Source organism: Mycobacterium montefiorense (assembly GCF_003112775.1).
GTDB classification, from domain to species: Bacteria; Actinomycetota; Actinomycetes; order Mycobacteriales; family Mycobacteriaceae; genus Mycobacterium; species Mycobacterium montefiorense.
On sequence record NZ_BFCH01000017.1, the window covers coordinates 500,971 to 523,685 of the forward strand.

Consider the following 22,715-nt stretch of genomic DNA (forward strand, 5'->3'; position numbering starts at 1 on the left):
TCAGTATAGCTAGTACATGCAGTACAAATGCTGGCTTCAGCGGACACTGATCTCAGTATTGGCAGATATTCTGAATGCCACAAGTAAGTACTTCTGGATATGCGATCCGGCGATACGCGAATATGACAGTCAGTTTTGACAGATCTACGCCGCCTGACATCAAATTCACAGCACGAATTAGCCCTACTTCTATTGTTTGCCTAGTTATTTATGCGTAGCGTTCGAGATGTCGGGGAAATGAGGTCTCGGAAGGAGCTCACCAAGATGAATTCACTGCGATCGATCCGCGGCGCGGTGGCCGGCGCACTGCTGTTCGGCGGCGCCCCTGCGGCGCAGGCCGCGCCGGCGCCCGCTCTCACTACAGGTTTCGCAACTGCCGGACCGCACGGCGACGTGCCGCTCGGTCCTGGCGTCCTTCCGGACCGGCCCGGTTGGGGCCACGGAGGCTGGGGTCACGGTGGCCGGGGCCACGGCGGCGGCTGGGGCCGCGGCTGGGGTCACCACGGTTGGGGTCACCACGGTTGGGGTCGCGGTGGCTGGGGCTGGGGCCACGGAGGCTTCTGGCGCCCGTGGTTCTGAGCCGCCATAGGCGCGGGATCGGCCAGCCTCGTCCTGCCAGAGTTACTGGCTGGCCGGCCCGCTGTTAAGGGGGGTGAACCACGCCGGTCTGACAATCTCAGGCCGGCGTGGCCCCCACTCCACAAACATCCATGCCGACCCGGGACCGGCCCCGGGTCGGCATGGATTTGTTTACGGGTCGCGGGGCAGGCCCAGCAATCGCTCGGCGATGATGTTGAGCTGTACTTCCGAGGTGCCGCCATAGATGGTGGTGGCCCGGCTGGCCAGCAGGTACTCGCCCCACTTGCCGGCCAACTGATCGGGGTCTCCGATCGCGGCGTCGGTGCCGAACGACGACACCGCGAATTCCGCGTAGCCCTGGCCGGTGCGCATCGACAACAGCTTCGAGATCGCCGCCGACGGCATGGCGTCACCGCCGGCCAGCGTCAACAGCGTCGAGCGCAGGTTCAGCACCTTGGCGGCATGCCCCTCGGCGATCAACTGTCCGGCCCGGTGTTGGGAGACCTGATCGAACTGGCCGTCGCGAACGAACTCGACGAATTGGGGAAGAGTGGCCAGGAAATTCGCGTCGCTGCTGCCGATCGACACCCGCTCGGCGGTCAGCGTGTTGCGGCTGACCTCCCAGCCGCGGTTGACCTCGCCCAGCACGCACTCGTCGGGCACAAACACGTCGTCGATGTAGACGGTGTTGAACATCGCGTTCCCGGTGAGCTCACGCAGCGGCTTGACCGTCACACCTTCGCTGCGCATGTCGAGCAGGAAGTAGGTGATGCCGTTGTGCTTGGGAGCCGACGGGTCCGTCCGGGCCAGCAGCGCACCCCACTGCGAGTACTGCGCGGCGGTGGTCCAAATCTTCTGGCCGGTAATGCGCCAGCCGCCGTCGGCCCGGGTTGCCTTCGTGCTCAGCCCGGCCAGATCCGAGCCGGCGCCGGGCTCGGAGAACAGCTGGCACCAGATCATCTCGCCGCGCAAGGTCGGCGGCAGGAAACGTTGCTTTTGCTCCTCTGTTCCGAACGCGACGATGGACGGGATGATCCAGGCGGCGATGCCGACCTGCGGCCGCTTGACCCGGCCGGTGGCGAACTCCTGGGCGATAATGATCTGCTCGATCGGGTTCGCCGCCCGGCCCCACGGTTTGGGTAGATATGGCAGCCCCCACCCGGCTTCGGCGATCGCGATCGTGCGCTGCTCGCGTTCCATGGCCTTGAGGGCCGCGACCTCGGCCCGGATCTCGGCCCGCAGCTCTTCGGTTTCGGGATCCAGGTCGATGTCCACCGCCCGCATCCCGGTGGTGGTCGCGGTGTTGACCACCTTCTGCGGGTAGTCGGCGCCGCGACCGAAGCAGGCGGCCAGCATCAGCGCCCGGCGGTAGTAGACGCCTGTGTCGTGCTCCCAGGTGTAACCGATGCCGCCGTGCACCTGGATGCAGTCCTGTGTGCATCGCTGGGCGGCGGCCGGTGCCAGCGTCGCGGCCACCGCGGCGGCGAACTCCACGTCCGGCGACGCCTCGTCGATCGCACGCGCCGCGTCCCACACCGCCGCGGTTGCCCGCTCGGTATCGGCGATCATCTCCGCGCACTTGTGCTTGATGGCCTGGAACTGACCGATCGGCCTGCCGAACTGTTCCCTGATCTTGGCGTACTCCGACGCCGTATCGGTCGCCCAGCGGGCCACACCGATCGCCTCGGCGGACAGCAGCGTCGACATCAACGCGTAGGCGGTGGTCACGGTCAGGCTGCTCAGCAGGGCATCGTCGCCGACCTCGACGGCGTCGGCCCGCACGTGCGCGATGGGCCGCAGCGGGTCCAGGCTTTTCACCGGCTCGATCTCGAGCTGGTCGGCGCGCAGCACCACCCACTCGTCGCCGCTGTCGATCGCCACCGGGAGCACCAACACCGAGGCCTGTGCCGCGGCGGGGACCGCACGAACCTCGCCACGGATCACCAGCGCGTCGCCCTTGCGGGTGGCGGTCAATCCGGAGTCCAGGGCATAGGCGGCTATGGCCCCGCCCGACGCCAGCTCGGCGAGCACCTTGGCCTGCGGGTCATGCGCGGCGATCAGCGCACTGGCGATCGCCGACGGCACGAACGGCCCGGGTACGGCGCCGTAGCCGAACTCGGCCAGCACGATGGACAGCTCGAGGAGGCCGAAGCCCTGCCCGCCGACGGATTCGGACAGGTGAACGCCCTGCAGACCCTGTTCGGCGGCCGCCTGCCAGTATGGCGGCGGGTTCTCGATCGGGGTCTCCATGGCCGCGTGTAGCACCTCTGACGGCGAGACACGCGCCACCAGGGACCGCACTGAGTCCGCTAGGTCTTGATGCTCAGGATTTATTGCGATCGGCATTGGTCGCCTTCCCATGCGTTCGGGGCTTGTTTCGGCCAAGCACTGATCAATCTAATAACCGGTGGGTTGGTTGACCACATTGGCCAGGGGCTCGCCGTCGTGCAGGCGCCGGCAGTTACCGATGGCCTCGACCAGATAGCGCCGCATCGTGTCGGCCGTGTACCAGGTGACGTGCGGTGTCAGCACCACGTTGTCCAGATCGAACAGCGGATTGTCCGGCGCCACCGGCTCGACCTCGAATACGTCGAGCCCCGCTGCCGCCAGCCTCCCGTCGCGCAGCGCGACGAACAGTGCGCTTTCATTGACGACGGGTCCACGTGACGTATTGACCAGCACTGCGCTGGGCTTCATCAAGGCGATCGCATCCCGATTGAGCAGATGATGGGTGTTGGCTGTCAACGGTAGGTGCAGCGAGACTATGTCGCTAACGGCCAGCAGTTCGGGCAGCGGCACCCAGCCGGGAAGCCCGTCGTCGCGGGTGCTGGTGTGCACCACGGTGGCTCCCATCGCGCCGACGAAGGCGGCGACCCGCTTGGCGATATTCCCGTAGCCCACCAGGCCGACGGTGCAGCCGCCGATGTCGCGGACCGTCTCACCAAGTCCGGGATCCGACGGCCAGCCGCGCCCCTGCCGGGTGGCGCGATCCAGCGCCGGCAGCCTGCGCAGCGCGGCGAGCATCAACAGCACCGTTCCCTCGGCCACCGACGGCGCATTGGCGCCCGGCATGTTGGCGACAGCGATGCCGCGTTCCGTCGCCGCCTCGATGTCGACGGTGTTCACTCCGGCCCCGAGTTTGTGCACCAGCCGCAGCCGTTTGCCACGGCGAAGGTCCGCGCCTGACAACGGTCGTAGTACGTGCCAAATCACGTCGGCTTCGGGCAATTCACGGTAGAAGTCGGTGTCGTCATCGGCGGCACACCATCGAATGTCAAGCCAATTTGCTTCGGCAGCAAGGAAATCGAGGACTTTGTCGCCGGGGACGAAGTGGGCGAGAACTCTCAGTGCCACCGCTTGCTGATCCACCTGGCGATGGTATCCGCCTGCTCGCTGCGCGCGCCCGGGGTGGTGAAGTAGTGGTCGCTGTCGATCGATACCTGTGACTTGTCGGTGCCGGCGAGTGCGTCGTGGATGCGTTGGGCGTCAGATGGAAAAACTCCGGTGTCGGCCTCGGCGTTGATCACCAGGGCCGGGCAGCTGATCCGGCTCAGGTGTGGCTCGGCCCGGGTTTGCGCCGTCCGCAAACTCCACATACCCAGCCAGCTCCGCAGGGTGCAGAATGCGGCGATGCCCTGCGCGGAGCGGTTGGCCTTCGCCGGCACGCCCGCGTAGCACTGGTTGGCTGCGCGCTTGGTGGGCTCGATGCTGGGATCGACCATGCGGGGGTCGGCCCAGGTTCGCATGACCGAGAACGGGCGGTCGGAAAACCCCGCAGCGCGAACACGTTTGAGCTCCGTCTCGGCCCAGTCGGTAATGGCGTGGTTGCGTGCGGTCTGCGCCGCGCGGTAGCGCGCGACGAAGTCCGGCGAATACGGCGGACCATTGACCTCGTCGAACAGATCGAGGTCGGGATCGGTAGCGACGGGATCGTTTTCGTCGACGACGGACGCGTCCATCCAAGCCGTCAGCACCTCCGGGCGTCCGGGATGAGCCGCGGTGGCGACATAGCCGTCGGCAGGGAGCAACTCCGTCAGCCCGGCCGCCGGGCGCATGCCCTGCAGCGGGGTCACATTCGGGTCGACGGCCTGCGAGTGATAGGCGGCCATCAACGAACCTCCTCCTGAATTACCCAGCAGCACAACGGTATCGACACCCTGAACTTCGCGCAGCCAGCGCACCCCGACGCCGATGTCGACCAGCGCGTGGTCGAGCAGGAAGTTGGATTCGAAGCCGCGGAACCTGGTGTTCCAGCCGAGAAATCCGATGCCCCGGATGGCCATGTAGTCGGCGAGATAGTGCTCGGAGAAGTCGATTTGATAATGCGCGGCGATCATCGCCACCTTCGGCTTGCGTCCCACGCCGCGGTGGTACAGCCCCTGGCACGGATGCCCGCCGGCGCCAGCCCGCTCGGCAGTGCGCGACGGCAAGCCGACGAACTCGCGGACAACGCCGGTACTGCCGCTATTCGGCGTCAATTCAGCGACCTTCCTTCGTGTAGATCGCCCGGTAGTAGATGTTGGCGAGGGTTTGGATGCACGCCTGGTCGTCGAGCTCGTCTGTCCCGGCCCGGCTGACCTGGATGTAGCAGAACTGGTTGAACATCGCCACGATCGCCTCGGCGATCAGCTGCGGGTCGTCGCCGGAGCAAAACCCTTTGGTTTGGGCGCGCCGGACCGTCTCTGCAATGAAAGAGATTGGGATTTCGCAGATTTCGGCCCAATACTGCGCGAAGTCGTCGTTGACCATCGCCAGCTGAGAAACGCTGGTCACCTCGGCGAGCCGGTTGCGGTAGGTGTGCCAGTGCGCGGTCGCCGCCTCATGGGCGCGTTGCCGGTTGGACAAACCGTGGCCGGTGACTGAGCGTGCGCGCTCATTGGCCTCGTCGCGGAAGCGCAGTGCCCACTGGCGGACCATCGCCTCTTTGGAGTCGTAATAGTTGTAGAAGGATGCCGGCGAGCGGCCCGCTTCCGCGGCGATGTCGGCGATGGTCGTCGCCAGGATTCCCTTGCGCGCGATGACCGTTCGCGCCGCTGCGTCGATCGCTGCCTGCGTGCGCCTGCCGCGGTGGGTCGGGAACTCGGCCGGTCGGCCGTTGGACTCCGCCGCGATCGACATCTGAGCATTCCTCACCCTGGAGCAAAACTGAATCTGATGTTAGATTCAGTTTTGCATCTTGGCCAGGCCCAAACGGTCGATCGGAGCTGCAACGTGATCAAGCCGAACAACACCAACTCCGAGTTCGAACTGGGCGGCATCAACCATGTTGCGCTGGTGTGTTCCGACATGGCCCGCACCGTGGACTTCTACAGCAACATCCTCGGCATGCCGTTGATCAAATCGCTTGATATGCCGGGCGGTGCGGGGCAGCACTTCTTCTTCGATGCCGGCAACGGGGACTGTGTCGCGTTCTTCTGGTTCGCCGACGCGCCCGACCGGGTGCCCGGTATCTCGTCGCCGGCGGCGATCCCGGGCATCGGGGACATCACCAGTGCGGTCAGCACGATGAACCATCTCGCCTTTCACGTGCCGGCCGAGAAGTTCGACGCCTACCGACAGCGCCTCAAGGACAAGGGTGTGCGCGTCGGCCCGATCCTCAATCACGACGAGAGCGAGATGCAGGTTTCCGCGACGGTGCACCCCGGTGTGTATGTGCGCTCATTCTATTTCCTGGACCCGGACGGCGTCACACTCGAGTTTGCCTGCTGGGTAAAGGAATTCGGTGCGAGTGATGCCCAGGCTGTGCCCAGGACGTCGGCCGATCGGCGACCGAAGGCGCACGCCGTAACCTAATCGGCACAAGGGTGGCCGAGCCGGGGGAGTCCGTGATGACCGACGGCATTTTGACCGATGAGCAGATCGCGGCGTTGACGCCCGCGCAGCGGCGAGACCTGATCACGCGACTAGAGGCACCGCTGCACGAGGTGATCGATCCGATGCTGCTGGCGCGGATGCGGCGCATCCGATTGGGCTTGATGATCGGGGGCTCGATCGCGATGGTCCCCTGGCTGGTCTATCTCTCGCTGACGCTGCCGGACAATTACGTTGCGCGCAATTGGGGTCTGACCTGGGTGGGCTTCGACATCTTGCTGGCCGGATTTATGGTGGCGACAGCGATTTTCGGTTATCTGCGGCGCCAAATACTGCTGTTCGCGGCGTTCACCTCCGGCGTGCTGCTGATCTGCGACGCGTGGTTCGACCTGATGACCGCGGGGCCCGACGACATCTGGCTGTCGGTCATCACGGCGCTGGGGATCGAAGTGCCACTCGCGATTTTCATGATCCGCGGCGCGCAGCGGATCATGCGGCTCACGATGTTGCGTCTGTGGCTCCTGGATCCCGGCATGCGGTTGTGGCAGCTGCCGTTGTTTCCGTGAGGCCGTACAGCCTCGGATGAGCGAGTTCGTCGAGCAGTACCGCGAGCTGATCGACGAGCTGGTCGGGCTCTAGCCCTACGTCGCCGGCCAGCCAGGCGCTGATCATCTGCCCGACGCCGCCCACCGCGAAGTGCGCGCCCGCTTTCATGCTGTTGTTTGCCGGCATCCGCAGCATGTCGGCGCCATGCTGGCCCAGCAACATGGCGAACAACGCGGTCGATTCGGCGCGTTTGCGCACGATAACGGCATCGGCAAGTGCAGTGCTGAACAGCAGCCGCCCGACCCGGGGGTCACCGGCGATGCTCCGCACGATGTTGGCCATACCCGCGCGGGCTTGTTCGTCTATCGGCACCGCCGCGACCGCGGCCTGGGTGGTGGCGGCCAGCTCGGCTATCACCCAGTCGAAGACCGCACCGACGAATCCGTCTCTGTCGCTGAAGCTTTCGTAGAAATAGCGAGGGGTCAGGCCGGCCCGCCCGCAGACGGCGCGAACCGTCAGCGCGGAGGCATCCTGCTCGCCCGCGCCCAGCAGGTCCAGCCCGGCAGTCAGCAGCCGCCCGCGTCGTTCGGCCTGTCGCCGGGCGGCCTCGACGCCGCGGTAGGGGCGCATGCTTGGGGTCTGGGCCATGACCACCATCTTGACACCGACGCGCTGCGGCGACAATATCAGGAAACGAACGTTGTCACATTTTTGGCGCGAACGGCGGAGAGGTGTTCGGATGGCGATCCACGAGGCGGTTCACCGGCTCATTCCACATGTCGAGCGCCCGATGGCCGACCCGCCGCGCCCCCAGGCGAGCCGCCGGCGACGCCGGGCTGCCGGCGACTATGGGCTGATGGGCGTGGCGCTATTGGCCGGCCCGGCCAACGTGATCATGGAGCTGTCGCGTCCCGGCGTCGGCCACGGTGTGGCGGAGAGCCGCGTCGAGAGCGGCCGCATCGACCGCCATCCGATCAAGCGGGCGCGCACTACCTTTACCTACATCGCGGTCGCCAATGCCGGGACCGACGAGCAGAAGGCCGCCTACCGCCGCGCGGTCAACCGGTCGCACGCGCAGGTCTACTCGAGGCCCGACGACCCGGTGCAATACAACGCGTTTGATCCCGAGTTGCAGCTGTGGGTGGCGGCCTGTATCTACAAGGGCGGCATCGACATCTACCGCACATTTGTCGGCGAGATGGACGAGGCGGACGCCGATCGCTTGTACCGCGAGGGCATGACCCTGGGCACCACGTTGCAGGTGCCGGCTCAGATGTGGCCACCGGACCGCGCTGCTTTCGACGAGTACTGGCAGGAGTCGCTGGCCAAGGTGCACATCGACGACACGGTTCGCGAATTCTTGTATCCGATCGCCGCGGGCCGCTCACGGTTAGTGGTGCTGCCGGCGCGACTGCAGCGCATGTCCGACAACTTCGGCCTGTTGATCACCACCGGCTTTCTGCCGCAACGATTTCGCGACCAGATGCGGTTGCCCTGGGATGGCGCCAAGCAACGGCGCTTCGACCAGTTGATGGCGGTATTGGGGGCGGTGAACCGGATGCTGCCGCGGGTTATCCGGCAGTTCCCGTTCAACCTGATGCTGTGGGATCTTGACCGCCGGATCAGGACCGGGCGCCCGTTGGTCTAGCGCGCCGCACCCGGGGCTCGGCCTCACATTGATAATGATAATCATTTTCAGTAAGCTCTCGGCAGTCTTGCAAAAACGCTGCAGCCCGAGGGGTACAAATGACCGCACCGATGTGGATGGCTTCTCCGCCGGAGGTGCATTCGGCGTTGCTGGGCAGCGGTCCCGGGCCGGCGTCGCTGTTTGCCGCGGCGGCCGCGTGGAGCGCGATGAGCGCCGAATACGCCGCGGCAGCAGCAGAACTCAGCAGCGTGCTGGCGTCGACGCAGGCCGGGGCATGGCAGGGCCCCAGCGCCGAGTCCTACGTGGCCGCACACGCCCCCTACCTGGCGTGGTTGACGCAAGCCAGCGCGCACAGCGCCGCTGCGGCCGCCCAGCACGAAACGGCCGCAACCGCCTACACCGCGGCGCTGGCGGCGATGCCGACCCTGCCCGAGCTGGCCGCCAACCACGCCGTACACGGCGCACTGATGGCGACGAATTTCTTTGGCGTCAATACGATTCCGATTGCTGTCAACGAGGCCGACTATGCGCGGATGTGGGCCCAGGCCGCCGGCACCATGACGACTTACCAAGCCGTTTCCACCGCGGCCCTGGCGGCCAACCCACAAACCGACCCGGCGCCGCAGATCCTGAAATCCGACACCGCCGTCCAGCAACAGGCCGCCGATGACGGCGACGACGACGAGTTCCCCGACCCCACCGTGGACAACTGGTTCAACCAACTTATTGCGAAGATCCTGCGACTGTTCGGGATTGACTGGAATCCCGCAAAGGGCACTGTCAACGGGTTGCCCTACGACTCCTATGCGAATCCGGGTCAGCTGATCTTTTGGGTGGTTCGCGCCCTGGAACTTCTCGAGGATTTCGAGCAGTTCGCCGTGTACATGAAGACAAATCCGGCGTTGGCGTGGCAGTACATCGCCTTCCTCGCGTCGGTGGATTGGCCCACTCACATCGCCGAGATCGCTAGCTGGTTGTCGAGTTCTCCTACATTGCTGCTGGTCCCGATCGTCGCGGCGACGGCCCCTCTCGGGGCGCTCGGCGGCTTCGCCGGGCTGGCCGGGCTGGCGCACGCCCCGGCGCCGGTGGCGGCGGTGCCCCCGCCCGCCGCGCCCGCGCCCGGCCTGCCGGCCGCCCTCGGGACGGCCCCCATCGCCGCGCCGGCTGCGGCGCCCGCGACCGCACCGGCACCCGCGTCAACTCTCACGGCGAGCGCCGTGGTCAGTTCGGCTCCGCCCGCGCCACCGGCCGCGGCCGGGCCCGGCTTCGTGCCGCCGTACGTCGTTGCGCCGCCCGGGATCGGGTTTGGCTCGGCAATGAGCGCCAGCGCGGCGGCGGGTGCGAAAAAGAAGGCACCAGAGCCGGATTCGGCGGCAGCGGCCGGCGCGCGAGAAGAGGCTCGGGCTCGGCGCCGGCAACGGGCTCGGCGGCGCGGGTATGGCGACGAGTACATGGACATGAACGTCGACGTCGACCCGGACTGGGATGAGCCGGCGACGATGGCGTCAGATCGGGGTGCCGGGGATCTCGGATTCGCCGGCACGGCACGCACCCGGACCGCCGTCGCGGCGGGCTTGACCACTCTGACCGGCGACGAGTTCGGCAATGGGCCCAGCATGCCGATGATCCCAGGCACCTGGCACCCGGACGCCAGCGACGGCTAAGGCTGTTGCCGTATTGTCGGCCCGATGCGGAGCGAAGGTGATACCTGGGACATCACAACAAGTGTCGGTTCGACCGCGTTGTTCGTAGCGACCGCGCGGGCGCTGGAGGCGCAGAAGCCCAACCCGCTGGTCGTCGATCAGTACGCGGAGGTCTTCTTTCGTGCCGTCGGTGGGTCGGCGGCCGACGTTCTCGACGGCAAGGATTGCGACCACCATCTCAAGAGCGCCGACTTCGGCGACCACTTCGTCAACTTCCAGGCTGCGCGCACGAAGTACTTCGACGAGTACTTCCTGCGGGCCGCCCAAGCCGGCGTGCGGCAGGTTGTCATTGTTGCGGCCGGACTCGACTCGCGCGCCTACCGTCTGGACTGGCCCGCCGCGACGACGATCTTCGAGTTGGATCGCCCGCAGGTCCTTGATTTCAAGCGTGAGGTGCTCGCCGGCCACGGCGACCAGCCGCGCGCTGAGCGCCGCGAGGTCGCCGTCGATCTGCGTGACGATTGGCCACAGGCGTTGCGGGACAGCGGGTTCGATCCCGCGATGCCCTCGGCGTGGATCGCCGAGGGTTTGCTGGTGTATCTGCCGGCCGCCGCGCAGGAGCAGTTGTTCACCGGCATCGACGGCCTGGCCGGACATGGCAGCCATGTCGCCGTCGAGGACGGTGCGCCGCTGCAGGCCGACGAATTCGAAGCCGCCGTCGAGGAAGAACGTGCGGCCGCCAGGCAGGGCGACGGACGGCTGTTCTTCCAGTTGGTCTACAACGAGCAACATGCCCCGGCCGCCGACTGGTTCGGCCAGCACGGCTGGAACGCGGTCGGCACTCCTTTGGCGGACTACCTGCGCGAGGTTGGCCGTCCGGTCCCGGGGCTGGAGATCGAGGCCGGGCCGATGATTGCCCGCAATACCTTGGTCAGCGCCGTCCGGGCCTGAGCTTCACCGCCACCGTTGTGGGACCGGACCCTGAAACCCCTATGCATTCCGACCCGATCCCTGGGATTGAGAGCAATTCGGTCGTAACGTCTGAACGCGGGGCGGGGGCCCCCTCGGCTTCGCAGTGCCCGAGATGTGGCACCGCGACTCGTCAGGAGTTCGGTGACGGGAGTCAGAAGTGAGGACCTTGTCCGGACCCTCATGGGTGCCGCGCAAAGCGGGTAAACCGTTGGCCGTACCGGCGTGCCGGGGAACTTTTCCGGCTCGACGGCCGACTAAATACTTGCGTGCTCGCTGAGCCGTCCGTGTTCACGGCGGTCGTTAAGCCACCCGATTGGTAAGGAGTTGCTGCTATGGCCGCGCGGATGCGGATACCACGCCGCGAGGCGGGTACCCGATTGCGCGCCGAGCCGTCAGCTTCCGCTGGATGCCTACAACCAGACACGTGCACGTTTGCTAATGAAAATCATTTTCACTAAGCTTTGCCGCCAAGGGAGTGAGGCCAACGCCACAACTGGAGAGGTGAACCGGTGATAACGCAGAATGCCGAGCTCAGAGGCCCTGCGGAAGCCGGCGGACGACGAGTTGGACGGGTCCGGGAACCTCGACAGTTAGCTTATGCAATGCTAACTTCAGCAAATTAAGTTAGGGGAGACTATCTTCATGGAAAATTGCGGCCGTGGAACGCGGTGAGAGTGGTGTACTCGCAGTCCAGCCGGGCACTTCTCGGTTGGACAGCAGGGTCGATGGCGACGTCGTCAGCCGGTTTGCTACGTGCTGCCGGGCGTTAGGTGTCGCGGTCTATCAACGCCAGCGTCCGGCCGATTTGGCCGCCGCCCGCTCGGGTTTCACCGCGCTGACCCGCGTCGCCCATGACCAGTGCGACGCCTGGACCGGGCTAGCCGCCGCCGGCGATGCGTCATTCCGCGTTCTCGAGGCGGTTTCGCGCACCGCGGCCACCTCCGGCGTGTTGCAGCGACAGGTTGACCTGGCGCCCGCCGCCCTGGGCTTCCGCTACGACAGCGGACTGTATCTACAGTTTCGCGCCAGCAACCCCGACGACTTCCATCTCGCCTATGCGGCGGCGTTGGCAACGGCCGGCCGGTTTGCCGAGGCGGATGAAATCGTCACCGGGCTCAGCGCGCGCCGCCCGAGTTGGCGCGAGGCGCGGTGGATCTCCGTCGTCATCAATTTCCGCGCCGAGCGGTGGTCCGACGTCGTGAAGCTGCTGACCCCGATCGTCAACGACTCCGACCTCGATGAGGCCTACGCGCACGCGGCCAAGATCGCCCTGGGCACCGCGCTGGCCCGGCTGGGCATGTTCGCCCCCGCGCTGTCCTATCTCGAGGAGCCCGAAGGTCCGGTCACGGTGGCCGCCGTCGATGGGGCGCTGGCCAAGGCGCTCGTCCTGCGCGTGCACGTCGACGAGGAGTCGGCGAGCGAGGTGTTGCAGGACTTGTACGCCGCGCACCCGGAGAACGAGCAGGTCGAACAGGCCTTGTCCGACACCAGTTTTGGGCTTGTTACCACCAACGCGGCCCGCATCGAGGCTCGTAAAGATCCGTGGGATCCGGACACCGAGCCCAGCGCGGAGGATTTTGTCGACCCCGCCGCCCATGAACGCAAGGCCGTACTGCTGCACGAGGCCGAACGCCAGCTGACCGAATTCATCGGACTGGAAGAAGTGAAGAATCAGGTATCGCGCCTGAAGAGCTCGGTGGCCATGGAGCTGGTCCGCAAGCAGCGCGGGCTTCAGGTTGCGCAGCGCGCGCACCACTTGGTGTTCGCCGGGCCGCCCGGAACGGGTAAGACCACCATCGCGCGTGTGGTCGCCAAAATCTATTGCGGCCTGGGCCTGTTGAAGCGCGAGAACATCCGCGAGGTGCACCGCGCCGACCTGATCGGTCAGCACATCGGTGAGACCGAGGCCAAGACCAACGCGATCATCGACAGCGCGCTGGACGGCGTGCTGTTCCTCGACGAGGCCTACGCCCTGGTGGCCACCGGCGCCAAGAACGACTTCGGGCTGGTCGCCATCGACACGCTGCTGGCCCGCATGGAAAACGACCGCGACCGGCTGGTGGTGATCATCGCCGGTTACCGGGCGGACCTGGACAAGTTCCTGGACACCAACGAGGGTCTACGGTCGCGGTTCACTCGCAATATCACCTTCCCGTCGTACAACTCTCACGAGTTGGTGGAGATCGCGCACAAGATGGCCGAACAGCGCGACAGCATCTTCGAGCAATCCGCGCTCGACCACATGGATGCCCTGTTCGCGAGTTTGGCGACGTCCTCGACACCAGACTCCAATGGAGTCGAACGGCGCAGCCTCGACATTGCGGGTAACGGCCGTTTCGTCCGAAACATCGTCGAGCGTTCCGAAGAAGAGCGCGAATTCCGGTTGGACCATTCAGAACAGGCGGGTACCGGTGCGTTCACCGATGAGGAGCTGATGACGATCACCGACCGAGATGTCAGTAATTCAGTAGAGCCGCTGCTGCGCGGCCTGGGCCTCTCGGTGCCGTCATGACCAACCCGGAGCCCCAGGACGAACGACGCTCGTTTTCCTCACGGACCCCTGTCAACGACAATCCTGACCAGGTGGTCTACCGGCGCGGATTCGTCACCCGGCATCAGGTGACCGGCTGGCGCTTCGTGATGCGCCGCATCGCCTCCGGAATTGCGTTGCACGACACCAGAATGCTGGTCGACCCGCTGCGTACCCAGTCGCGTGCGGTGCTGATGGGCGCCCTGATTCTGATCACCGGCCTAGCGGGTTGCTTCGTGTTCTCGATGATCCGGCCCAACGGTCAGGCGGGCAGCAACGCGGTGCTCGCCGATCGGGAGTCCGCCGCACTGTATGTGCGGATCGGTGACGACTTGCACCCGGTGTTGAACCTGACCTCGGCGCGGCTGATCGTCGGCAAGCCGGTCAACCCTGCCACGGTGAAGAGCAGTGAGCTGGACCGGTTTCCGCTCGGAAACCTGATCGGCATACCTGGTGCACCAGAACGTATGGTGCAGAACGCATCTCATGACGCGCGCTGGACGGTGTGCGATGCCGTCAACGAGGCTGCCGAGGGTTCGCATGCTGTGCATAGCACCGGTGTCACCGTGATCGCGGGTACGCCCGACGGCAGCGGCGCGCGTGCCGCCACGATCGCGCCCGGCCAGGCGATCCTGGTCGAGTTCAACGGCGACAAGGGCTCCAGCACCTGGCTGCTGTGGGATGGCAAGCGCAGCCAGATCGACCTGACCAATCACGCGGTCACCAACGCGTTGGGTCTGGGTGTCGACCTGCCCGCGCCGCGACCCATCGCGGAGGGGCTGTTCAATGCGATTCCAGAAGCGCCCGCGCTGACCGCGCCGGGCATCCCGAACGCCGGCACCCCGGCGAACTACGCAGTCCCGGCACCGATCGGGGGCGTCGTGACGTCCTATGCCGTCGACCCGGGCAGCTTGCGGCACTACGCGGTGCTGCCGGATGGCCTGCAACCGATCTCGCCGGTGCTCGCCGCGATCCTGCGTAACACCAATTCCTATGGCCTGGAACAACCTCCGCGGCTCGGCGCCGACGAGGTAGCCAAGCTGCCGGTGTCACGGATGCTGGACACCACGCGCTTTCCCGACCACCAGGTCGCCCTGGTCGACGCGGCCAAGGACCCCGTCGCCTGCGCCTACTGGAGCAAGCCGGCCGGGGCTGCAAGCAGCTCGCTGAGCCTGCTGGCCGGTTCGGCGCTGCCGGTTCCCGACGCGGTTCGCACCGTGAACCTGATCGGTGGTGGCTCCCAAGGAATCGCCACCCGTGTCGCCCTGGCGCCGGGCACCGGATACTTCGCTCAGTCCATCGGTGGCGGCGCGACTTCACCGGGAAGCGGGTCGCTGTTCTGGGTGTCCGACACCGGAGTCCGCTACGGCATCGACAACGAAGCTGACAACGGCGCTGCCGGGCACGGCAAAACCGTTGAGGCTCTGGGCTTAACCCCACCCCCCGTTCCTATTCCCTGGTCGATACTGTCGCTGTTCGCGACGGGCCCGACGCTATCTCGCGCCGACGCGTTGCTCGCACACGACGGCTTGGCGCCCGATAGCAAGCCCGGACGTCCGGTGTCGGCCGAAGGAGGACCCCGATGAGCCGTCTGATCTTCGAAGCACGCCGGCGCCTGGCGCCGCCGAGCACCCGCCAGGGCACCATCACGATCGAGGCGCCCCCCGAGCTGCCCCGGGTGATTCCGCCGTCGTTCCTGCGTCGTGCGATGCCCTACGTGCTGGTGATCCTGATCGTCGGCATGATCGTCGCGCTGGTCGCCACCGGGATGAAGGTGATTTCGCCGCAGACGCTGTTCTTCCCGTTCGTGTTGCTGCTGGCGGCAACCGCGCTCTATCGGGGCAACGACAACAAGATGCGCACCGAGGAGGTCGACGCCGAGCGCGCCGACTACCTGCGCTACCTGTCGGTGGTTCGGGACAACATCCGCACCCAGGCCGCCCAGCAGCGCGCCGCCGCGCAGTGGTCGCATCCCGAGCCGTCGGCGCTGGCGACGGTGCCCGGATCTCGCCGTCAGTGGGAACGTGACCCGCACGACCCCGACTTCCTGGTGTTGCGGGCTGGGCGTCACCAGGTTCCGCTGGCGACGGCGGTGCGGGTGCAAGACACCGCCGACGAAATCGACCTGGAACCGGTGTCACACAGCGCATTACGTAGCCTGCTCGACACTCAGCGCACGGTTCGCGATGTGCCCACCGGAATCGATTTGGCCAAAGTCTCCCGGATCACCGTCTTCGGTGAACCAGACGACGTGCAAGGCGCAGTGCGTGCCTGGATCGCTCAGGCAGTGACCTGGCACGACCCGACGGTGTTGGGGGTAGCGCTGGCCACCCGCGATCTGGAGAACCACGACTGGTCCTGGCTGAAGTGGTTGCCCCACATCGACATTCCCGGCGAGGTGGACGGCGTCGGGCCAGCCCGCTTCCTGTCCACCAACCCCGACGAGCTGATCGCCCTGCTGGGGCCGGCGCTGGCTGACCGCCCGTCATTCACCGGCGATCCGGCCGATGCGCTGCGGCATCTGCTGATCATCATCGACGATCCCGACTACGACGTGAACGCGTCGGCGCTGGCGATCGGCCGGGCCGGAGTCACCGTCGTGCACCGCACCACCACACCGCCCAACCGCGAACAGTATTCGGATCCGGAAAAGCCGATTCTGCGTGTCATCGGGCGGGACGGCGGGGGCAGCCGGGACGGGGCCATCGAACGCTGGCAGACCGGCGGCTGGCAGCGCTACATCGACAATGCCGATCAACTCGGCGTCGACGAGGTCGCACACCTGGCCCGTCAGCTGTCGCGCTGGGATTCCAACCCGACCCACACCGGGCTGCGCTCGGCGGCAACGCGTGGCGCCACGTTCACGACGCTGCTGGGTGTTCCGGACGCGTCGCAGCTGGACGTGCCGACACTGTGGGGACCGCGGCGCCGCGACGACGAGTTGCGGGTGCCGATCGGTGTCACCGCGACCGGCGAGCCGCTGTTCTTCGACCTCAAGGACGAAGCCGAGGGCGGGATGGGCCCGCACGGCCTGATGATCGGTATGACCGGTTCTGGCAAGTCGCAGACCCTGATGTCGATTCTGTTGTCGCTGTTGACAACTCATTCGGCTGACCGGCTCATCGTGATCTATGCCGACTTCAAGGGTGAGGCCGGCGCCGACAGCTTCCGGGACTTCCCGCAGGTCGTCGCGGTGATCTCGAACATGGCCGAGAAGAAGTCGCTGGCCGACCGGTTCGCCGACACGCTGCGTGGTGAGGTCGCACGTCGCGAGACGCTGCTCCGCGAGGCCGGCCGCCAGGTTCAGGGCAGTGCGTTCAACTCGGTGGTCGAGTACGAGAACGCCATCGCCGCCGGGCACGAGCTGCCGCCGATCCCGACGCTGTTCGTGGTCGCCGACGAGTTCACGCTGATGCTGGCCGACTACCCGGAGTACGCGGAACTGTTCGACTACGTGGCTCGCAAGGGTCGCTCGTTCCGTATCCACATTCTGTTCGCGTCCCAGACGCTGGATGTCGGCAAGATCAAGGACATCGACAAGAACACCTCGTACCGCATCGGGTTGAAGGTGGCCAGTCCCAGCGTTTCTCGCCAGATCATCGGCGTGGACGACGCGTACCACATCGAGTCGGGCAAAGAGCACAAGGGCGTGGGCTTCCTGGTGCCCGCCCCGGGTGCCGCGCCGATCAAGTTCCGCAGCACCTACGTCGACGGCATCTACGAGCCGCCGCAGCCTGCTAAAACCCTTGTGGTGCAGTCTGTCCCGCAGCCAAAGCTGTTCACGGCGGGCAGGGTGGAGCCGGATCAGGGCACGGTGATCATCGGAGCGGACCAAGACGAGTTTGTCGGACCGCCGCGCAAGCTGATCGCGACCATTGGCGAGCAACTCGCGAGCTGCGGGCCGCGGGCACCGCAGCTGTGGCTGCCGCCGCTGGACGAGCCGATCCCGCTGACGTCGGTGCTGGCTCGCGCCGGGCTGCCCGAACGGCAGTGGCGCTGGCCGCTCGGCGAGATCGACAAGCCATTCGAGATGCGCCGCGATCCGCTGTTGTTCGACGCCACTTCGGCTGCTGGCAACGTGGTGATCCACGGGGGCGCCAAGTCCGGCAAATCGTCTGCGCTGCAAACATTTATGTTGTCCGCAGCCAGCCTGCATTCGCCGCGCGATGTCACGTTCTACTGCTTGGACTACGGCGGTGGGCAGCTGCGGGCGCTGGAAGATCTTGCGCACATCGGCAGCATCGCGTCGCCGCTGGAACCCGAGCGCATCCGCCGCACCTTCGGCGAGCTGGAGCAGCTGCTGATTTCCCGGCAGCAGCAAGAAGCCTTCCGGGACAAGAACGGTTCGACTCACGACGACGGCTTCGGAGAGGTTTTCCTGGTCATCGACAACCTCTACGCCTTCGCCCGGGACAACACCGACCAGTTCAACACACGTAATCCTTTGCTGGCCAAGGTGACTGAACTCGTCAACGTCGGTCTTGCGTACGGCATCCACGTGATCATCACCACGCCGAGCTGGCTGGAGGTACCGCTGGCGATGCGCGACGGTTTGGGGCTGCGTCTCGAGCTCAAGCTGCACGACGCGCGGGACAGCAACGTGCGAGTGGTTGGGGCGCTGCGCCGCCCGGCCGACGCCGTGCCGGCCGACCAGCCGGGTCGCGGGTTGACGATGGCCGCCGAGCACTTCTTGTTCGCGGCTCCGGAATTGGACCAGGTGGCCGCGATCAACGCCCGCTACCCGGGTGTGGCCGCACCGCCGGTTCGGCTGTTGCCGAGCAACCTGGCACCCGATGCCCTCGGGCCGCTGTATCGGGGATCCGAACAAGTCGTCATCGGTCAGCGCGAAGAGGACCTGGCGCCGGTCGTGCTCGACTTCACCGAGAACCCGTTGCTGATGGTGTTCGGTGACAGCAAGGCGGGCAAGACCACGCTGTTGCGCCACATCATCCGTACCGTCCGGGAGCATTCCACCGCGGACCAGGTGGCTTTCACGGTGCTGGATCGGCGGCTGCATCTGGTCGAAGAGCCGCTTTTCCCGGACAACGAATACACGGCCAACATCGACCGGGTCCTCCCGGCGATGCTCGGGCTGTCCAACATCATCGCGTCGCGGCGCCCGCCGGCCGGCTTGTCGGCAGCGGAGTTGGCCCGGTGGAGCTACCAGGGCCACACCCACTATCTGATCATCGACGACGTTGACCAGATTCCGGATACACCGGCGATGAGTGGGCCGTACATTGGACAGCGGCCATGGACCAGCCTGATCTCCGAACTCAGCCAGGCCGCCGATCTGGGACTGCGGGTGATCGTCACGGCGCGGGCCACCGGCTCGGGGCATGCGCTGATGACCAGTCCGTTGCTGCGCCGCTTCAACGATTTGCAGGCAACCACGTTGATGCTGGCGGGCAACCCGCAGGACAGCGGCAAGATCCGCGGCCAGCGATTTGGCCGGTTGCCTGCCGGACGGGCAATTCTGTTGGGAGACAGCGAAAGCCCGACGTACGTGCAATTGGTCAACCCGTTGGTTGGCGAGTCTGTGGTAGGGGGAGCCGACGAAGGTTTCGCCCGATGATGGTGGTTAGTGAAAGCGCAACAGCAGGACCTGAAAAGGAGCAGTTATGACGTTGCGAGTAGTTCCCGAAGGCTTGGCGGCGACGAGCGCGGCGGTGGAGGCGCTGACGGCGCGGCTGGCGAGCGCGCACGCGGCGGCCGCTCCGGCGATCACCGCCGTGGTGCCGCCCGCGGCGGATCCGGTGTCGTTGACGACGGCTGCCGGGTTCAGTGCCCAGGGGCAGATGCACTCCGTGGTGGCCGCCGAGGGTGTGGAGGAGCTGGGCCGCGCCGGTGTGGGCGTGGGCGAAGGTGGGACAAGCTATCTCGTGGGTGACACCGCGGCGGCCGCTACCTACGGAGTGGGCGGCGTCTGACAATGACGGCGCCTATCTGGATGGCTGCTCCGCCGGAGGTGCATTCGGCGTTGCTGACCGCGGGTCCGGGACCGGGGCCGCTGTTGGCGGCTGCCGGTGCGTGGACCGCGCTCAGCACCGAATATGCCGACGCGGCAGCCGAACTCAGTGGGCTACTGGGGGAAGTGCAAGCCGGCGCCTGGGAAGGGCCCAGCGCCGAACAGTATGCGGCCGCACATGTGCCGTATCTGGCGTGGCTGATCCAGTCCAGCGTCAACAGTGCGGGTGTGGCCGCCCAGCATGAGGTCGCGGCGGCGGCCTACACCGGCGCCCTGGCGGCAATGCCGACGCTAGGGGAGCTGGCCGCCAACCACACCGTGCACGGAGTGCTGGTAGGGACGAATTTCTTTGGGATCAATACGATTCCGATTGCGGTCAACGAGGCCGACTATGCGCGGATGTGGGTCCAGGCCGCCACCACGATGAGCACCTACCAGGTCGTCTCCGGTGCCGCGCTGGCGTCGGCGCCACAACCGGACCCGGCGCCTGACGTGCTGCGTCCCGGTGCCGAGGCCAACAACTTCTCGACGCTGGCAGCGCCGAACGAATCCGACTCCGGCAACTGGCTGGAGAATCTGCTCAGGCAGATCGCGCAGTTCTTTCAGAACCTCATGCAGGCGCTGGGGCCGTTCCTGGTGGCCTACGGACCATTGCTGTTCTTCATCGCCTACGAGGCGTTTTTCATTCCATTCGGTTATACGTTCTGGACCTTGCTGTTGGTGTCCCCGCTCTTGATCCCGCTGGTCATCGGGATTGGCGCCTACTTGTACCTGCAATCTCCCGAGGATGTACCGGATGAGCTGCCCGCGGTGGTCCCACCGGTGCAGGCGTCTCAAGCTTCGATGCCGCCCGTGGCCGCGATTGCCCCACCCGCCCCGGCGCCCGCTTCGGCTCCGGCGCCCGCGCCCGCCTCGGCTGCCACTGCGGCGACCGCGCCGGCACCGGCCCCGGCCGCCGGAACTTTCGGCTACTTGGTCTACGGCGGCGGCGATCCGGAAACCGGCTTCGGCCCGACGTTGGGTGGCCGCGGTGGAGTAAAGGCACCGGCCGCGACCATCCCGGCTGCCGCGGCGGCGGTGCCGGGCCGGGCGGCCGCGGCACGGCGTCGTAGGCGAGCCGCCATGCGCGATCACGGCGACGAGTTTCTGGATATGAACGTCGACGTCGACCCGGTTTGGGGCGGCGCGCCCAATGAAGAAGAGCTATTGGCTGCCGCGATGGCTTCGGGAAGTGGGGCCGGACGGCTGGGGTTCGCCGGCACTGCGCGAAAAGACGCGGATCTGCGAGCTTCCGGATTGACCGAGCTGGTCGGTGATGAATTCGGCAGCGGCCCGCGGATGCCGATGGTGCCGGGCACCTGGGATCACAACGGCGAAGGCCCGGGTGATCCCGATGAAGCGGGGGGAGGGGGCTCCGAAAGTTAGCAAGACAGTTAGCCACTCGTCAGCCAATAATCGAAATCGTAAGGGACGGAAGAGAAAGGAATCGTTATGAGTCTTCTAGATGCTCACATCCCGCAGTTGGTGGCCTCGCAATCGGTGTTCAGCGGCAAGGCGGCCCTGATGCGCAGCACGATCAGCCAGGCCGAGCAGGAGGCAATGTCTGCCCAGGCGTTCAACCAGGGTGAGGCCTCGGCGGCATTCCAGGCCGCGCATGCCCGGTTCGTGGAGATGGCCGCGCGGGTCAACACCCTGCTGGATATCGCCCAGGCCAACCTCGGTGATGCGGCGAGCACCTACGTAGCCGCCGACGCCGCTGCCGCGTCCGGCTACACCTCGTTCTGAGCCGACCACCAATAACCGCGAAAGGACTTGTGATGTCGCAGATTATGTACAACTACCCGGCGATGTTGAGCCACGCCGCCGATATGTCGGCCTACGCCGGCACGATGCGGGCGTTGGGTGTCGATATCTCCACCGAGCAGGCCGCACTGCAGAACGCCTGGCAGGGTGACACCGGTATGACCTACCAGCTTTGGCAGGTCCAGTGGAACCAGGCCATGGAGGCGTTGGTGCAGTCTTACCGGGCGATGGCCGGCACGCACGAAAACAACACCTTGGCCATGTTTGCCCGCGATACGGCCGAGGCCGCCAAGTGGGGCGGCTAGCCCTACCTCGATGAGTGTCGAGCCCAACGCCGTCGAGCTGACGGTCGAAAACGCGTGGTTCATCGCGGAAACCATTGGAGCAGGTAGCTTCCCGTGGGTTCTGGCGATCACGACGCCATATCGCGACGCCGCGCAACGAGCCGCGTTCTTCGAAGGTCAGAAGGACGAGCTGACCCGGATGGGTCTGATGTCGCCAGAGGGTGTCGTGAATCCGGCGGTCGCCGACTGGATCAAAGTGGTGTGTTTTCCCGACCAATGGCTCGATCTGCGCTACGTGGGTTCCGGCGCGGTCAGCGGTGCCGGCGAGTTATTGCGCGGCGTTGTCGCGCGGCGCGCCGGTACCACCGGCAGGTCGTCGGTGACCGTCGTCGCGCTGCGCAGCGCGCAGTTGGTCACGTTTACCGCTATGAGTATCGACGACGTACGGGCGCTGATTCCGGTCCTCGGTGTCGGCTTGGGTCAGCGGCCGCCGGCGCAGTTCGCGGAGTTCAGCATGCCGGCGCGGGTCGGAGCCCGCGCCGACGAGCGGCTGCGCTCCGGGGCGGAACTGGTGGAAGTCCTTGACTACCTGGGTATTCCAGAATCGGCACGAACGGTGGTGGCATCCGTCTTCACGGGTCCGCGTACCTACGTCGAAATCGTCGCCGGCTGCCATCGCGACGGGCAGCATGCCACCACCGAAGTTGGAATGAGCATTGTGGACACCACCGCGGGCCGGATCCTGGTCAGTCCGTCCCGCGCGTTCGACGGCGAATGGGTCTCGACCTTCGCGCCCGGAACGCCGTTTGCAATCGCTGTCGCGATCGAACACTTGACCGCGTGTCTGCCCGATGGCCACTGGTTCCCCAATCAGCGGCTGTCCCGAGATTTGTCCACCCAATACGCGTAATCACAACGAGATAGAGAGAGA

The 22,715-nt window shown here is 66.1% G+C and carries 19 protein-coding genes; 14 read left to right on the plus strand and 5 right to left on the minus strand.

Annotation, left to right across the window (positions count from 1 at the left end; all coding sequences use genetic code 11):
• The first annotated feature begins 264 nt into the window (after positions 1 to 264).
• Positions 265 to 579, plus strand: a complete 315-nt coding sequence (locus tag DB708_RS12275; protein ID WP_108922290.1) for a hypothetical protein — start codon at positions 265 to 267, stop codon at positions 577 to 579.
• A gap of 171 nt (positions 580 to 750) precedes the next feature.
• On the opposite strand, the gene DB708_RS12280 is transcribed toward DB708_RS12275, so the two are convergent.
• Genes DB708_RS12280 through DB708_RS12295 form a run of 4 tightly spaced genes read right to left on the minus strand, consistent with a single transcriptional unit; the run spans position 751 to position 5,697 of the window.
• Positions 751 to 2,925 carry an acyl-CoA dehydrogenase gene (locus tag DB708_RS12280; RefSeq protein ID WP_108922169.1) on the minus strand — a complete coding sequence of 725 codons (2,175 nt, stop codon included), beginning with the start codon at positions 2,923 to 2,925 and terminating at the stop codon, positions 751 to 753.
• Between the two features lie 51 nt (positions 2,926 to 2,976).
• Positions 2,977 to 3,948, minus strand: a complete 972-nt coding sequence (locus DB708_RS12285) for a 2-hydroxyacid dehydrogenase (protein WP_235616736.1) — start codon at positions 3,946 to 3,948, stop codon at positions 2,977 to 2,979.
• Positions 3,924 to 5,057, minus strand: coding sequence for an alpha/beta hydrolase (locus DB708_RS12290; protein WP_108922170.1), 1,134 nt, complete (start codon positions 5,055 to 5,057; stop codon positions 3,924 to 3,926). Before DB708_RS12290 ends, DB708_RS12285 begins: the two co-directional genes overlap by 25 nt.
• Position 5,058: 1 nt before the next feature.
• Entirely contained in the window at positions 5,059 to 5,697 is a 639-nt protein-coding gene (locus DB708_RS12295) for a TetR/AcrR family transcriptional regulator (RefSeq protein WP_108922171.1), read from the minus strand.
• A 93-nt stretch (positions 5,698 to 5,790) separates the two neighbouring features.
• Between DB708_RS12295 and DB708_RS12300 the strand changes: the two genes are divergently transcribed.
• Together DB708_RS12300 and DB708_RS12305 are read left to right on the plus strand one after the other, a co-directional pair.
• On the plus strand, positions 5,791 to 6,372 hold the full coding sequence (locus tag DB708_RS12300; protein ID WP_108922172.1) for a VOC family protein: 582 nt from the start codon (positions 5,791 to 5,793) through the stop codon (positions 6,370 to 6,372).
• A 35-nt stretch (positions 6,373 to 6,407) separates the two neighbouring features.
• Positions 6,408 to 6,956 (plus strand): hypothetical protein, encoded by a 549-nt coding sequence (locus tag DB708_RS12305; protein ID WP_108922173.1) that lies wholly within the window; start codon positions 6,408 to 6,410, stop codon positions 6,954 to 6,956.
• Here DB708_RS12305 and DB708_RS12310 read toward each other — a convergent pair.
• Entirely contained in the window at positions 6,889 to 7,593 is a 705-nt protein-coding gene (locus tag DB708_RS12310; protein ID WP_108922292.1) for a TetR/AcrR family transcriptional regulator, read from the minus strand. The two genes, DB708_RS12305 and DB708_RS12310, sit on opposite strands and share 68 nt — an antisense overlap.
• Positions 7,594 to 7,675: 82 nt before the next feature.
• Between DB708_RS12310 and DB708_RS12315 the strand changes: the two genes are divergently transcribed.
• The 11 genes from DB708_RS12315 to DB708_RS12365 all read left to right on the plus strand — a co-directional run bounded on the left by DB708_RS12315 (position 7,676) and on the right by DB708_RS12365 (position 22,694).
• The gene (locus tag DB708_RS12315; protein ID WP_108922174.1) at positions 7,676 to 8,584 is read left to right on the plus strand and encodes an oxygenase MpaB family protein; all 909 of its coding nucleotides are present in this window, start codon (positions 7,676 to 7,678) and stop codon (positions 8,582 to 8,584) included.
• A gap of 98 nt (positions 8,585 to 8,682) precedes the next feature.
• Positions 8,683 to 10,248 carry a PPE family protein gene (locus tag DB708_RS12320; RefSeq protein ID WP_108922175.1) on the plus strand — a complete coding sequence of 522 codons (1,566 nt, stop codon included), beginning with the start codon at positions 8,683 to 8,685 and terminating at the stop codon, positions 10,246 to 10,248.
• A gap of 24 nt (positions 10,249 to 10,272) precedes the next feature.
• Positions 10,273 to 11,178 (plus strand): class I SAM-dependent methyltransferase, encoded by a 906-nt coding sequence (locus DB708_RS12325; protein ID WP_108922176.1) that lies wholly within the window; start codon positions 10,273 to 10,275, stop codon positions 11,176 to 11,178.
• A 679-nt stretch (positions 11,179 to 11,857) separates the two neighbouring features.
• Positions 11,858 to 13,711: a type VII secretion AAA-ATPase EccA gene (eccA, locus tag DB708_RS12330; RefSeq protein WP_108922177.1), complete on the plus strand. Its 1,854-nt coding sequence runs from the start codon at positions 11,858 to 11,860 to the stop codon at positions 13,709 to 13,711.
• Positions 13,708 to 15,315 (plus strand): type VII secretion protein EccB, encoded by a 1,608-nt coding sequence (gene eccB, locus DB708_RS12335; RefSeq protein WP_108922178.1) that lies wholly within the window; start codon positions 13,708 to 13,710, stop codon positions 15,313 to 15,315. Before eccA ends, eccB begins: the two co-directional genes overlap by 4 nt.
• Positions 15,312 to 19,304 (plus strand): type VII secretion protein EccCa, encoded by a 3,993-nt coding sequence (eccCa, locus tag DB708_RS12340; RefSeq protein ID WP_108922179.1) that lies wholly within the window; start codon positions 15,312 to 15,314, stop codon positions 19,302 to 19,304. The genes eccB and eccCa overlap by 4 nt, the downstream gene beginning before the upstream one ends.
• A gap of 46 nt (positions 19,305 to 19,350) precedes the next feature.
• Complete coding sequence (locus DB708_RS12345; protein WP_108922180.1) at positions 19,351 to 19,659, plus strand: PE family protein; 309 nt, start codon at positions 19,351 to 19,353, stop codon at positions 19,657 to 19,659.
• 2 nt (positions 19,660 to 19,661) lie between these two features.
• On the plus strand, positions 19,662 to 21,122 hold the full coding sequence (locus DB708_RS12350) for a PPE family protein (protein ID WP_201263500.1): 1,461 nt from the start codon (positions 19,662 to 19,664) through the stop codon (positions 21,120 to 21,122).
• A gap of 66 nt (positions 21,123 to 21,188) precedes the next feature.
• A complete protein-coding gene (locus DB708_RS12355) occupies positions 21,189 to 21,482 on the plus strand; it encodes a WXG100 family type VII secretion target (RefSeq protein WP_108922181.1) in 294 nt (97 codons plus the stop codon).
• A 32-nt stretch (positions 21,483 to 21,514) separates the two neighbouring features.
• Entirely contained in the window at positions 21,515 to 21,805 is a 291-nt protein-coding gene (locus DB708_RS12360) for a WXG100 family type VII secretion target (protein WP_108922182.1), read from the plus strand.
• A 10-nt stretch (positions 21,806 to 21,815) separates the two neighbouring features.
• Complete coding sequence (locus DB708_RS12365; RefSeq protein WP_108922183.1) at positions 21,816 to 22,694, plus strand: ESX secretion-associated protein EspG; 879 nt, start codon at positions 21,816 to 21,818, stop codon at positions 22,692 to 22,694.
• The last annotated feature ends 21 nt before the right edge of the window (positions 22,695 to 22,715 follow it).

What these genes read in the sequence shown, in the direction of transcription:
- eccCa (WP_108922179.1), top strand. Translation starts at nt 15,312, where the DNA reads ATGAGCCGTCTGATCTTCGAAGCACGCCGGCGCCTGGCGCCGCCGAGC.
- eccB (WP_108922178.1), top strand. Translation starts at nt 13,708, where the DNA reads ATGACCAACCCGGAGCCCCAGGACGAACGACGCTCGTTTTCCTCACGG.
- DB708_RS12350 (WP_201263500.1), top strand. Translation starts at nt 19,662, where the DNA reads ATGACGGCGCCTATCTGGATGGCTGCTCCGCCGGAGGTGCATTCGGCG.
- DB708_RS12365 (WP_108922183.1), top strand. Translation starts at nt 21,816, where the DNA reads ATGAGTGTCGAGCCCAACGCCGTCGAGCTGACGGTCGAAAACGCGTGG.
- DB708_RS12360 (WP_108922182.1), top strand. Translation starts at nt 21,515, where the DNA reads ATGTCGCAGATTATGTACAACTACCCGGCGATGTTGAGCCACGCCGCC.
- DB708_RS12325 (WP_108922176.1), top strand. Translation starts at nt 10,273, where the DNA reads ATGCGGAGCGAAGGTGATACCTGGGACATCACAACAAGTGTCGGTTCG.
- DB708_RS12315 (WP_108922174.1), top strand. Translation starts at nt 7,676, where the DNA reads ATGGCGATCCACGAGGCGGTTCACCGGCTCATTCCACATGTCGAGCGC.
- DB708_RS12355 (WP_108922181.1), top strand. Translation starts at nt 21,189, where the DNA reads ATGAGTCTTCTAGATGCTCACATCCCGCAGTTGGTGGCCTCGCAATCG.
- DB708_RS12345 (WP_108922180.1), top strand. Translation starts at nt 19,351, where the DNA reads ATGACGTTGCGAGTAGTTCCCGAAGGCTTGGCGGCGACGAGCGCGGCG.
- DB708_RS12320 (WP_108922175.1), top strand. Translation starts at nt 8,683, where the DNA reads ATGACCGCACCGATGTGGATGGCTTCTCCGCCGGAGGTGCATTCGGCG.
- DB708_RS12295 (WP_108922171.1), bottom strand. Translation starts at nt 5,697, where the DNA reads ATGTCGATCGCGGCGGAGTCCAACGGCCGACCGGCCGAGTTCCCGACC.
- DB708_RS12280 (WP_108922169.1), bottom strand. Translation starts at nt 2,925, where the DNA reads ATGCCGATCGCAATAAATCCTGAGCATCAAGACCTAGCGGACTCAGTG.
- DB708_RS12310 (WP_108922292.1), bottom strand. Translation starts at nt 7,593, where the DNA reads ATGGTGGTCATGGCCCAGACCCCAAGCATGCGCCCCTACCGCGGCGTC.
- DB708_RS12275 (WP_108922290.1), top strand. Translation starts at nt 265, where the DNA reads ATGAATTCACTGCGATCGATCCGCGGCGCGGTGGCCGGCGCACTGCTG.
- DB708_RS12305 (WP_108922173.1), top strand. Translation starts at nt 6,408, where the DNA reads ATGACCGACGGCATTTTGACCGATGAGCAGATCGCGGCGTTGACGCCC.